Origin of the sequence: Neolewinella agarilytica (assembly GCF_900110645.1) — a bacterium.
GTDB lineage: Bacteria > Bacteroidota > Bacteroidia > Chitinophagales > Saprospiraceae > Neolewinella > Neolewinella agarilytica.
Map to the genome: position 1 here is coordinate 75,845 of NZ_FOFB01000026.1, position 12,045 is coordinate 87,889.

Consider the following 12,045-nt stretch of genomic DNA (forward strand, 5'->3'; position numbering starts at 1 on the left):
TTATCAGGCGGCTGACGCTACTTCCCGGCAAGCAGCGGCACAAGCGCGACAGCTTTCAGCACAACGCTGACAGTGATCATGATCATGCGCACCACACTGCTCGGCGCAGTAGGTACAGATTTCGGCACACAGACGGCAGTAGGCTGCCGCCCATTGGCTGTCAGCGGCCATCATTTTCAGGCAAACCTGACAGCTTTCGATGCACTGCAGACAGCAATACGGGCAGTCGTTCATGCTTTCTTTCGTTGCCATTTTCGTCAGGCAGACCTGGCAATCAATCAGGCATTGTTGGCAGGCTTCAATGCAACGCACGTAAGAGGGATTGATCAGGGTACTCATCTTGGATAGTTTTTGTTTTGGTAAAAAGTCTCTCTGCCCGAACCGGATAGGGTGAGCAACCATGAAGACTATCTTATATCGATATAATGGAAAGTACGGGGGGAGCTGTTCGCAGGGCCCACAAAAAAGTTGAAATTCTGCTACCTTGCTGCTATGCATTTTTCTCCCCGATTACGGTATTTCATTATTGGTGTCACCTTGCTGGCCACGCTGCTCTTTGCCGCCTTCCTCTGGCTTCGGCCTCTCCTCAACATCGGCGGTGGCTACGCAGCCAAACACGCCTGTAGCTGTCATTTCCTACAGGGGCGAGAGCTGGCTGAGATCAGTGAACACGATCTCAACTTCTCTGTCCTGGGTTTTTACGGACTGGAAGCGAAGGGCAACAGCGTCTATTCCTCCTTCTTCGGTCTCGTAAGGCGGGAGGCCCGCTTCCGGGAGGGCGTCGGTTGTACGCTGGTTAACAATGAAGAAAAACCTTTAGCCAAAGTTGTTGCCGCGGCCGCAGGTGCAAAGAAAGCCTCACCTGAAAGCATCGTCGCCGAACTACCAACACTGGCCTCCGCCCTCGATTTCGGGATGCAGCCCGTGCCGGGTGGAGAAGCAAGGGGCCTCGTCGTGATGCAGAACGGTCGCATCATTGGTGAACGCTACGCCGAAGGCTATGACGAAAACAGTCTGCTCCTCGGCTGGTCCATGACGAAAACGCTGACGGCGCTGTTAACGGGCGGGCGCCGCCCGCCAGCTCTTCTTGAGAACGGCACAGTGGACACCAGCTTACAGCACCTCGTCTCCCGCAAAAACCTCTACCCCCACTGGTCCGCTGACGCCCGCGCCAACATTTCTCTCGCTGACCTCCTGCACATGAACTCCGGCCTCGGCTGGAATGAAGCCTACGGCAGTATCTCCGACGCCACCATCATGCTGCACGAGCACGCCGACATGGCCGCCTTCGCCGCCGGCATGCCAGCACTAAAGGCACCGGAAGATGAGTGGGCTTACTCCAGCGGCTCCACCAATATCCTGATGGATCTCCACCAGCGGCAACTGCCGGAGGGACAATCCATCCAGCAGGAGATTCACGACCTTTTCGGGCAGGTGGCTCCGAGCCTGATCATTGAACCCGACCAGAGCGGCCGCCCCGTCGGCAGCTCCTACGGCTGGGCAACGGGCCGGGACTGGGCCCGCCTCGGGCAGTTCATGCTCCAGGGCGGCGTCTGGAACGGTGACACCCTCCTCTACCCGGGCTGGATCGACTGGATGCGCCAACCTGCCGCCGGCAGCGAAGGCACCTACGGCGGGCAGCTGTGGCTACCCGGTCCGGATATGCCCTCCCTGCCAAAAGACGCTTTCCTGATGCGGGGATTCCAGGACCAGCGGGTGTTCATCATCCCCTCTCGTCAACTCATCATCGCCCGCCTCGGGCACGGAGAGGATAAGGTGACGGATTTCGACTCTTTAGTGAAACTAATTCTCGAAAGTGTGCCTTCCGGTCAGTAGACTCGTCAAACTTTAACAAGACCATGTCACCCTTCCGGCCCTCATCAGCCTTTAGCTTTTGACGAACTAAGCGTCCTTCACGATGGAAAAATATCTCTTCCTCTTCCTCCTTCCCCTATTAGCGTTCGGCTGCAAGCCAAAACCCGTTGTGGCCGATTTCATCCCCGAGCTCCGTGAAGACGAGCCCTTCACCTATCAGGATTACCGGCCGGAGGACGTCCAACGTCCGGAAACCTACGAGTTCATCAAGGAAAGAAACCCCAACCCAGAGCACTACTTCCCGGACACCACCAACGAGCGCTACCTGCCCATCCGTTACCTCCAGCTGAACTTTCACATCATGAATACCAGCGACACCCTCTTCCCTTTTTACGGAGAGAAGGCGCGCAAGTACGTCAAGGAAGTTGTCTTTTACGCCAACGAGCTCATCAGGAAAACCCCGGAGATCTGGCTCAGGCCAGACAGTATGGAGGTGCCCGCTCTGCCCCGTCGGCTGGGGTTTAACCTCGCAAAAATCCCCGGCACCGACGAACACGCCATCTACGAACATTACGACGATGAACTCTACTGGTACCTCCACAACGGGCGAAAGCGCAACCGGGCCAGCCGGGAAGTGATCAATAAATATGCCGTTAGAAAAGATTCTATCCTGAACATCTTTGTCATGGGCCCTCCGCGAGACAGTGTGCTGAGCAAGAGCTTTCGCTTATCTGGCGTAGACGGGATTTACCTGGGCGATGCCATCAAAATTACGGGCTTGCTCTCGCGCGACCGCCCCCCCTGGGAGATGCGTAACGTGCTGGCGCACGAGATCGGTCATGCGCTGGGCCTGGGCCACGCCTGGACCCGCAATGACGGCTGTGACGATACTCCGGTCCATGCCAACCGGGCCTGGAGCCTTGCCTCCGGCCAGCGCGGCCCCGGCAAAACGAGTAATAACCTGATGGATTACAGCCCCCGCGAAGAGTCCCTCACTCCCTGCCAGATCGGGCGCATGCACGCCCGCATGAGCGACATTACCGGTCGACAGCGCAAGTGGCTACTGCCCTACTGGTGCCGCTACAACCCCAACGAACCGGTGCGGGTCACCAAGGACCTGAACTGGGAAGGCGCCCGGGATTTTAACACGGACATTTACGTCCGGCGGGGTAGCACCCTACGGATCAACAATCGACTTCACCTGCCGGAAGGAGCGGCCATTCACGTCGACCCGGGAGCAAGGCTTTTGATCGGGCCGGCAGCCGTCATTCACAGCGACTGTGGCGGGCAGTGGGCGGGCATCCGCCGGGGTGTCACGGAGAGTGGTATTGGCGGAGAGATCGTCATTGACCCGGCCGCCACCTTCCTCAACGAAAAGATATGAAAGGTCACGTTTTGATTACCGGTGCCACCAAGGGCATTGGACGGGCCTGCGCGATGCGCTTTGCGCAGGCGGGCTGGTCGGTAACCGCCGTAGCGCGGACAACTGAAGACCTGCAGCAAATGCAACGGGTATGGGCAAAGAATTACCCGAACAGTGTGCTCCACACCCATGCGGCGGACCTCTCAGATGCGAAGGGCGTGTCCTCCGTTCCCCAGGGAGATTACGATGTCTTGCTATTGAATGCTGCCGCTTTCGCTCCGGGTCAGCTTCTGGATGAAGCGGACCTCTACACTGCCATGCATCAGCTGAATGTGCTGGCTAATCACCGGCTGGCCCGGCGCTTATTGCCGGGTTTCGTGGCCAGGCAGCGTGGGCATTTGGTGGTCATTGGCTCTACGGGCACCGATCACTGGAAGAAGTATATGACGGCCTACGTAGCGACGAAATACGCGCTCCGGGGCTTGTATCTCGGCTGGGAGGCGGAGCTGGCGGGCAGTGGTGTATTGACGACACTGGTGGCCCCGGGGGCCACCTTGACGGCCAGCTGGGAGAACGAAACCCCGCCGCCGGACATCCTTCAGCCAGAGGAGGTGGCGGAGGTCGTTTTCTCAGCGGTGACCAACCAACGAACGGGCCGACTTTTGGTATGAGAAGCGGGCGCGGGACCGCAGGAGCAAAGTCTGGTTTGAATAGCCATGCTCCTCATCCCCTCCCTTGCACCTGCGGCCCCGCGCCCGGAAATTGCCCTCCTAGACCAACAAAGCCCGACGGAGAAACTCCGCCGGGCCTTGCCGATGTGGGGGTGCTGAAACAGCAGATTAAGCGTAAACGCTTTCTTTGCCGAGGTTCTTCACTACGAGGTAGTAGAATACCGGGCGGTGCTTGCTACGCTCAGTGTACTGAGCACAAACCTCAGCAGCGGCTTTTTCACCGGCAGCCTGATCAACACCAAGCTTCTTAACGCAGAAGTTCTTCACCAGGCGTTCCATCTCTGATTTTTGGCTACAAGCAACCTTGTTACTGTCGTTGTTGTAGATGGATGGGCCAAGGCCTTTGGTGACCTTACGAAGCAGATCCATATCTGCTTTGGAATCAATTTTTTTCAGGGCCGCTTCGTAAGTAGCTAGTTTCTCATCGAACTTGCTCATAATTGGGTGGATTTATTGATAGTGCCACAATACATGGCACCAACGGATTTAGTAGTTAATTTCCGTAGCAATAATGCGAAAATTTGGTGGAATGTTATAGTTACAACCAATAATTCCCAAAATAAGGTGACACAAGAGAAGTTTCTGCCTCTTAGCGCTGTGCTGCTTATCTTCATGCTTCCAAAATGATCTCATTTTCACCTACACGCAGAGCCCTTTGTTTCTATCCCGTTTTCACGGCTGGTGGCAGGATGATTGTTTTATTTTGTCTTCTCCTGATTTCCGGCGGGCATACGCTGGCCCAAAATGACAAAAGCCCGGTATTCCCGGAAAAGCGGCATCAGGAATTAATGGAGGAAATTTCCTTTTTACCAGAAGATGAGGAGGAAAAAGAGGAAGAAGAACCACCGGAGCCTGATTGGGACTTCAACTGGGATTTCAACCTTTCCAATACGACCACGATCATCATTTTCTCCATTCTCATTGCCGCACTCGGCTTTTTGATTTACCGGATGCTGGGCGACGTAAATATGCGTAAGCGCACCCGGGAAGAAGGTGATGAAGATCAGGAATTCATTGACCTGGAAGACCTCGAGGAAGAAAAGCTCGTCGCCACCGGAGTATCGCTCAGTTTACTGGAACGCGCTGAAGAAGCCGGGCAATTCGACGTAGCGGTTCGCTTACTCTATATTCAACTTCTAAAAGAACTGCAGGACGCTGGTTTGATTCAATACCGTCGGGACTATAGCAACCGGGATTATCAGAATCAACTGCTTGGCAAAGAGGTGTTGACGGATTTCCGGGAAGTTACCATTGACTACGAACGCTACTGGTACGGGAAGTATGCCATCGAAAAGCTGGGCTACCGGCTGGTACAGCGAAAATTCAATGTCCTGAGCAGCCAGATTGCTTCTTCATCCGCTAAAGTATCGCCCCATGCTTAAGCGAATCCTTAGCTACCTGCTGGCAGGAGCAGCGCTCCTCAGCTTTTACGGTTGCCCCACTAACTGGAGTGAGACCTATCGTTACGACGATCAGGAGCCATACGACATTTACGCTTTACATCAGCTGCTCGACGCCCGCCCCGAAGGCCTCACGATGCTAAGTGATAGCCTGGGCACTCTCCGGGAGCATGAAGGCGATCATGCGAACTATCTCTTTGTCGGTCGTTACGCCTACTACAACGAGCGCGGAATTACCCACCTGCTCGACTTCGTCGAGCGGGGTAATACTGCCTTCATCGCTGCCAACGACTTGCCGGAAGATCTGGCTTCTCACCTCTTCGGAGATGATTGCTACTACGGCATCTATGATCTGGACCAAATCACGCCCTACCTTCAGACAGATACCGTTCAGCTTCAGCTTACGGACGGTGGGCAAAATTTTGAACTCGTTCAGGTCTATGATCATAAGCCTTATTTCCGGGCCACCCACTATGTCAACGAAGAACTGCTCTGTGACCCCAATATCGATAATGAAGTCATTGGCACCCTGGATACGGTGTTCATTAATTTTGTCCGACTTAGCTGGGGGGAGGGCAATTTCTTCTTTCTGACCAATCCTATATTCCTGACAAATTACTTTGTTACGGACAGCTTGCGGCACGAGTATGCCGAAGCGAGCCTGGCGGTGTTGGGCGAAGGGCCGGTTTATTGGGACGAGTACAGCCGGGTGCCACCATCCGTGGCGAGGCAGCGGGACAATCGTCGTAACCGGGCAAACAATACGGGTTACAACGGTGGCCGGAACCTGTTAACGGGCAACGAGGCGCTGAGCTACATTCAGGAACAAGGGCCGTTGGCGCTGGCCTGGTATACGCTGATTATTGCAGCTCTGCTGTATGTCATCTTTCGCGGCAAACGCCGCCAGCGGATCATCCCTCCCATTATCCGGCGAGAGAATTCCAGTAAGCGCTTTATCGATACCATCAGCCGATTGGTGTATCAAAAAGGTAATCACGCAGCCATTGCCCGGCAGGAGTTGGGTAACCTCAGGTTTCATTTACAGGAAAAATACGGTATCCACTGGAAGGAGGGCCAGCCTCCGCCAGAGAACCTGGCGGAGCTCACGGGAATTGCTCCTGAGATAGCCGAAAAAGCCCTGATCGAAATACGGGTAGTACAGGGGAAGATCGAAATTGAAGAACTTGCTCTTATGCGTTTTTACCGGGCGATAGAACCGCTCTACAAACTTTAAATTACCTTACCCTCTCAGACCATTGCTCAATGATGCACGAAGACGATACCCCAGGGCCGGAAGAACAGCAGGAATTTCCTATGCCGGATGATCAGATCATTAGTTCAGAGGCAGCTGCTCCGGCGGAGGGCTTTCCTGATGTTCCTGCAGTACCCGTTTCTAATGCTAACCTCGCCCCTACTGACCGGATCGACCTGGAGGAGTTGCGGCAAGCTGCCGTTGCCGTCCGGGCAGAAATAGGCAAGCTGATTGTTGGCCAGAAAGAATTTATCGATCTGCTGATTGCTTCCCTATTGGCCGGAGGGCATGTATTGGTAGAAGGAGTACCGGGCATTGCCAAGACCCTGATCGCTAAATTACTCGCTAAGACGGTTGATGCGGATTACTCCCGGATTCAGTTCACCCCAGACCTGATGCCCAGCGACGTTACCGGAACAACCATCTTCAACATGGCCCGCTCTGAGTTTGAATTTACCAAGGGACCCGTTTTTAGCAACCTGGTACTCATTGACGAGATCAACCGCGCACCGGCGAAAACCCAGGCAGCCCTTTTTGAAGTCATGGCCGAACAGCAGATAACCGTTGACGGTACGACCTATAAGATGGAATCCCCCTTCTTCGTTATTGCTACTCAGAACCCCATTGAGCAGGAAGGGACATATCGACTCCCGGAAGCCCAGCTCGACCGCTTTCTGGTTCGCGTCATCATTGACTATCCCAACCATGAAGAGGAAAAAGAAATCCTGTATCGCTTCCGTAACGACTTTAAGCAAGTCCAGCAGGAAGAGGTGAAGTCCGTTTTCACGCGCGAACTTGTTGCTAAATACAGTGCACTCGTTGAAAAAATCTACATCCGGGAAGAATTGCTGGACTACATCGCTTCTCTGGTTCATCGTACGCGAACACACCCAGACCTTTACCTGGGGGCAAGCCCCAGAGCTTCACTGGCGCTGCTCCGTTTATCAAAAGCTGTAGCTGCTTTGGCAGGGCGCGACTTCGTCACCCCTGACGATATCCAGCAAGTGGCCTATCCCGTGCTTAATCACCGCATCATCCTGACTCCGGAACGGGAAATGGAAGGCTTTGGCTCGCGGGACATTATTGAGGAAATTGTAAGAAGCATTGAGATTCCTCGCTAGAGTAGCAAGGGCTTTTTACTCACCAAACAGAGAATACTGCTTACCATCCTTTAGCAGACGGAAGCTTTTCCGATGATGCTCCGTTGCGCCATATTCCTCGATAGCATTGCGGTGTTTCGCGGTTGGATATCCGGCGTTGGTATCCCAGCCATACTGCGGGAACTGCTCGTGTAAGACACGCATGTGTTCGTCCCGATGTGTTTTGGCTAAAATTCCGGCGGCGGCAATGGACTGATATTTACCATCTCCTTTAATCACGCAGGCATGGGGCATTTCTCCGTAGGGGATAAAAAACTTACCGTCTATTAGCAAAAACTCCGGGCGTTCGTCCAGCCCGTCCAGGGCGCGGTGCATAGCTCGATAGCTAGACTGAAATATATTGTACTTATCAATTTCTGCCACACTAAAGTTCGCTACACACCAGGCCAGTGCCTCTTCTTCAATCATCGCACGTAGTGAATTGCGATCTGCTTCCTTTAGCTTTTTGCTGTCATTTAATTCAGGGCTACTGAAGCCCGGAGGAAGAATAACCGCAGCAGCAAACACAGGGCCAGCCAAACAGCCCCGGCCAGCCTCGTCACATCCGGCTTCTAAACGATCAGCAGCAAAATAAGGTAATAACATGCTGCGAATATAGCAGCCGATTATTCTGTGGGCAATCCTGTAGGCAGGCCATCCAGGCTTTGTGCATTTTTTTTCTGATGATAGTCTTTTAACTCTTCTTCACTTTTCTTCGCCGACCATTCCCGCAACTGGTTCCTGTCCTCCTTAAAATCAAGATAAGGAACGGCCATGCCACAGCTCGTTTGCACCATATCAATTTGCAAGTCGAAGATCTGTCGGGCACCGGGGATATCAGGAAGGCGGTCAGAAAGAGCGTCCCATTCCGGGTCAGCTGGCTGAATCATTTTAGCCTTTCCATAGGCACGAAGGATCAAGGGGGGGCCGCTGAAGGCGCACCACATTAGCGTCATCCTGCCGTTCTCCAGCACGTGAGCGGCAGTTTCATTCCCGCTTCCAGTGACGTTCAACCATATTATCCGGTTAGGAGAAAGTACTCTTAATGAATCCATTCCTTTAGGAGAGCAGTTGACTTTGCCTGCTCCTGGTGCCGTAGCCACGAAGAATAATGGCTGGCTGCCGATAAAGTCTGTCAACTGATCACTGAGCTTAGAAAGTTGTTTTCCCATAACTCAAACTTACAGCCTTTTAATACGCTCGTACTCGACCAAAAGGCAAAAAAACACGAGACCAATACGTTATCTTGAGTTTTAACATATGTTCCGGCAATCTTTTTTTCCCATCGCCCGTTCCTTTATCAGTCTCACGAAAGATATTTGGGGTTTTTCGCTCCATTACTGCCCTTGTGGCTTTTGAGAAACGCCATAAACCGATATAGAGTAGTTTGAATCTTTGCGCGGCAAACCGAATCAATTCGGTTTGCCGCTTTTTTCTGGAATATTACCGATATTACGGGCATGGATCTTTCTCAAATACTTCAGCAGCAGCTTCAACAGCAGCTCGGTGGAGGCCTTATGGATGTGCTTACACAGCAGACCGGTGCCGACACCAAAACAACAACCAAAGCTTCTAGCGCAATTCTTAGTACTCTGATGGGTGCGCTTGCCCGCAATGCTTCCACACCCGATGGAGCAGCATCCCTTTCCAATGCGCTTGAACGCGACCATGACGGTAGCATTCTTGACATCATCGGAGGCCTCCTCAAAGGTGGTCGGGAAGCTCCTGGTAACGGAATGCCCACTGGTGGTGGTCTTCTGGATCTCATTACGGGTATGGCTCAGGGCAGTGGCCAGCAACAAAGCCAGCGAGGTGGCGGCGGGCTGCTAGGAGGCCTGCTTAGCACCATCCTGCAACAAGGACAAAGTCCGCAGGCGCAACAACCCCGTCAGGGAGGAGGCCTCGGTGGCCTACTCGGTGGTATTCTTGGTGGCGGAGGCCAACAGACAAGACAAACTAACACCGGAGGTGGTGGCCTGGGTAGCCTTCTTGAAGGCATGATGCGCCAGACGAAAGGCAATGACGGTGGCGGTCTCGGGGATCTACTCGGTGGCCTGCTCGGTGGAAAAGCTGTAGGCAATCAGGACCACATCCCTCCTCAGTTCCGCAAAACTTTCAACGGTGGTGGAATCCTGAAGCATGTTCTCGGCGAGCAGCAGGAACAAACCATGAAACAGGTAAGTGAAACCAGTGGCCTTAGCCTCGACAAGGTTGGCCCGCTGATGACAACGCTTGCTCCCATCCTCATGGGTATGCTGGGTAAAACCAAGCGTGAACAAGGACTGGACGCAGGGGGACTCAGCGGAGCTTTAATGGAAATGGCGATCAAAAGCCAGCAGAACCCAAGTCAATCGGCACCGGACCTTGGCCTCGCCGGAGCTATTTTTGACCGGGATGGCGACGGTAGCATCATTGATGACATTACGGGTATGGGGGCTTCTATGCTCGGACAATATCTACGGAAATAAGCCCATTTCGATGAGTCATCCCTAATTTTTGGATGAGATAACCATCGTCTCTGTCAAAGAAAAGGCTTTTAGCGATCAGCGGATAGCATTTAGGCAAAACGACTCTGAATGCTGTCCGCTGATCGCTTTTTTATACCGACCCAATAGATTCCGAACACAGAAAAGGCTGTCCGGGAAGACTCTACGTTTGTGGTATCGGGGTTGACTCTTAAGTGTGGCGCGGCCGCAGGTGCAAAGAAGAGTTTTGAAGCAGGGAGTAAACTCAGTTGCACTTACTTCCAGTAAAATTTCACCCGTAGCAAAATTGGGAGAAGGAAGAAAGATAATAATACGTAAGACAGAACAGCAACAGCATAAATTACTATTCCTACTTTATACAGGGCAAGAGAAATAATTGCACCAATTAAACAAGAAGCAGCCAATTTCAGAAGTACTCTATTTTGGTATTCATGGGGATGTTCTCCGTCAATAAAGTTTCCTATAAACCCTGACATTGATCCATCCTGACTAAAACTAAAGGATAGTTTCCAGAATGCGAAGTACAAATATGCGATAGCTAAGCTAAGTGGCAAACACAGCAAGAGGCTGATCGTAATTGGCTGAAGTAAGTAAACTACTAAGGATAAATTCACTCCTGACCATAAAGACAGAATTGTTAAGCGTTCTTGATTAAGTTTGTGAAGCTTCATGCTTAGCTTTTTATTGAGTTACAGGGAAAATTTACAATTCACATTCACTTTCACAAGAATGACATTTACCTTCATTTTGCCGTTGGCAATCATCAATAGCCCATCCGTTGTAGATAATCCCGCCTACTACTCCTGCTGAAATTCCAATTGGATTCATTCCAATAAACCCGGCACTAATTATTGTGACTGTCCATGCATTAGCTGTATCGACGCAATTATCTAAAAACCCACATAAGCTCGTCCTAACCAGGCACCATAACATCCTTCTACACCGATGATTTCCATTGCATAGAGCATCCGCACAATTCCCACTTTTAGTAACAAATGTATTTTCACTGTAGAAGTAGGCAAATTTTCGTTGAATATCAGCAGTAAAGGCATCCCTAAACTTAATATCTGATTCTCTCAAGAAATTAAATTCTTTTTTAAACTTGGACTTTAATCTTGTTTGAGCACCCTCTAGTTCGAGATCAAGGTTGACTAAGTACTCATAATCAAGTGTTTCGTAGTGTTTTGATAAGCCTTTAAAAAAGGCCTTCTTATCTCCACCAAATGATTCAGAGAAAGCAGACATATCTGATATCTGACTATTATCAGCCATTAGAACTTGGACCTCAATTATTTTTTCGAAAATAAGTTGCAGATCGTTATCTTTTGCAAGTTCATCTGACAAAGCATTTAAATCTAAAGAAGATAACTTTACCTCCTTGCTCTCCGAATTTAAACTTACCAAACCATCCTCACATGCATAAGAGCAAACGGCAAAAACCATTAATACTGCTACCTTAAAGTAGATTGAGGTTAAAGTATTGGGTATTGGGTATTGGGTATTGGGTATTGGGTATTGGGTATTTTCATAAATCAAATATAAATCATTTTTTGCAAAACAAAAAACATTCAACTCTTTCAGGGGGTATTGCTCCCAACGGAGAAAGCCCCATTCTGCAGGTGCAGAACGAGGCTTTCATAAATTGGCGGTGACCTACTCTCCCGGGATCGAGTCCAAGTACCATCGGCGCTGGGCAGCTTAACTTCTCTGTTCGGAATGGTAAGAGGTGATCCTGCCCGCAATAACCACCAAAGTCTTTGTAACCATAACCGCACTTTCATTCAAGCAGGTCATGATTCAGTTTCTTTAGTGAAACGATCAACAAGTGGGAAAAGAGATAAACGATAACTAACTCCTCA

General features: G+C 51.4%; 13 protein-coding genes and 1 rRNA gene. 7 read left to right on the forward strand and 7 right to left on the reverse strand.

From position 1 onward, the window contains the following. Positions 1-3: 3 nt before the first annotated feature. Positions 4-339, reverse strand: coding sequence for a four-helix bundle copper-binding protein (locus BM123_RS19320; RefSeq protein WP_090171969.1), 336 nt, complete (start codon positions 337-339; stop codon positions 4-6). 153 nt (positions 340-492) lie between these two features. Between BM123_RS19320 and BM123_RS19325 the strand changes: the two genes are divergently transcribed. From BM123_RS19325 to BM123_RS19335, 3 genes are all read left to right on the forward strand, one after another. After that, positions 493-1,836 carry a serine hydrolase domain-containing protein gene (locus BM123_RS19325; RefSeq protein ID WP_090171971.1) on the forward strand — a complete coding sequence of 448 codons (1,344 nt, stop codon included), beginning with the start codon at positions 493-495 and terminating at the stop codon, positions 1,834-1,836. An 82-nt stretch (positions 1,837-1,918) separates the two neighbouring features. Then, the gene (locus BM123_RS19330; protein WP_090171973.1) at positions 1,919-3,199 is read left to right on the forward strand and encodes a M43 family zinc metalloprotease; all 1,281 of its coding nucleotides are present in this window, start codon (positions 1,919-1,921) and stop codon (positions 3,197-3,199) included. After that, on the forward strand, positions 3,196-3,849 hold the full coding sequence (locus BM123_RS19335) for an SDR family NAD(P)-dependent oxidoreductase (protein ID WP_090171974.1): 654 nt from the start codon (positions 3,196-3,198) through the stop codon (positions 3,847-3,849). The genes BM123_RS19330 and BM123_RS19335 overlap by 4 nt, the downstream gene beginning before the upstream one ends. Before the next feature lie 168 nt (positions 3,850-4,017). On the opposite strand, the gene BM123_RS19340 is transcribed toward BM123_RS19335, so the two are convergent. Next, positions 4,018-4,347 carry a DUF2853 family protein gene (locus tag BM123_RS19340; protein WP_090171975.1) on the reverse strand — a complete coding sequence of 110 codons (330 nt, stop codon included), beginning with the start codon at positions 4,345-4,347 and terminating at the stop codon, positions 4,018-4,020. A 185-nt stretch (positions 4,348-4,532) separates the two neighbouring features. On the opposite strand from BM123_RS19340, the gene BM123_RS19345 reads away from it, so the two are divergent. From BM123_RS19345 to BM123_RS19355, 3 genes are read left to right on the forward strand one after another with little or no spacing between them, the layout of a single operon-like run. After that, positions 4,533-5,291 carry a hypothetical protein gene (locus BM123_RS19345; protein ID WP_090171976.1) on the forward strand — a complete coding sequence of 253 codons (759 nt, stop codon included), beginning with the start codon at positions 4,533-4,535 and terminating at the stop codon, positions 5,289-5,291. Next, on the forward strand, positions 5,284-6,543 hold the full coding sequence (locus BM123_RS19350; protein ID WP_090171977.1) for a DUF4350 domain-containing protein: 1,260 nt from the start codon (positions 5,284-5,286) through the stop codon (positions 6,541-6,543). Before BM123_RS19345 ends, BM123_RS19350 begins: the two co-directional genes overlap by 8 nt. Positions 6,544-6,575: 32 nt before the next feature. Continuing rightward, the gene (locus BM123_RS19355; protein ID WP_406603253.1) at positions 6,576-7,682 is read left to right on the forward strand and encodes an AAA family ATPase; all 1,107 of its coding nucleotides are present in this window, start codon (positions 6,576-6,578) and stop codon (positions 7,680-7,682) included. A gap of 15 nt (positions 7,683-7,697) precedes the next feature. Here the strand turns inward: BM123_RS19355 and BM123_RS19360 are convergent, their stop codons facing one another. Together BM123_RS19360 and BM123_RS19365 are read right to left on the reverse strand one after the other, a co-directional pair. After that, positions 7,698-8,306 carry a ribonuclease HII gene (locus BM123_RS19360; RefSeq protein WP_090171978.1) on the reverse strand — a complete coding sequence of 203 codons (609 nt, stop codon included), beginning with the start codon at positions 8,304-8,306 and terminating at the stop codon, positions 7,698-7,700. Positions 8,307-8,326: 20 nt separating this feature from the next. Then, positions 8,327-8,872 carry a pyridoxamine 5'-phosphate oxidase family protein gene (locus BM123_RS19365; protein WP_090171979.1) on the reverse strand — a complete coding sequence of 182 codons (546 nt, stop codon included), beginning with the start codon at positions 8,870-8,872 and terminating at the stop codon, positions 8,327-8,329. Positions 8,873-9,160: 288 nt separating this feature from the next. On the opposite strand from BM123_RS19365, the gene BM123_RS19370 reads away from it, so the two are divergent. After that, positions 9,161-10,168 carry a DUF937 domain-containing protein gene (locus BM123_RS19370; protein WP_090171980.1) on the forward strand — a complete coding sequence of 336 codons (1,008 nt, stop codon included), beginning with the start codon at positions 9,161-9,163 and terminating at the stop codon, positions 10,166-10,168. A 272-nt stretch (positions 10,169-10,440) separates the two neighbouring features. On the opposite strand, the gene BM123_RS19375 is transcribed toward BM123_RS19370, so the two are convergent. From BM123_RS19375 to rrf, 3 genes are all read right to left on the reverse strand, one after another. Then, positions 10,441-10,857 carry a hypothetical protein gene (locus tag BM123_RS19375; protein ID WP_090171981.1) on the reverse strand — a complete coding sequence of 139 codons (417 nt, stop codon included), beginning with the start codon at positions 10,855-10,857 and terminating at the stop codon, positions 10,441-10,443. A gap of 31 nt (positions 10,858-10,888) precedes the next feature. Next, positions 10,889-11,758, reverse strand: coding sequence for a hypothetical protein (locus BM123_RS19380; protein WP_139211973.1), 870 nt, complete (start codon positions 11,756-11,758; stop codon positions 10,889-10,891). 68 nt (positions 11,759-11,826) lie between these two features. After that, positions 11,827-11,939: ribosomal RNA gene (rrf, locus tag BM123_RS19385) — 5S ribosomal RNA — on the reverse strand. Between the last annotated feature and the right edge of the window lie 106 nt (positions 11,940-12,045).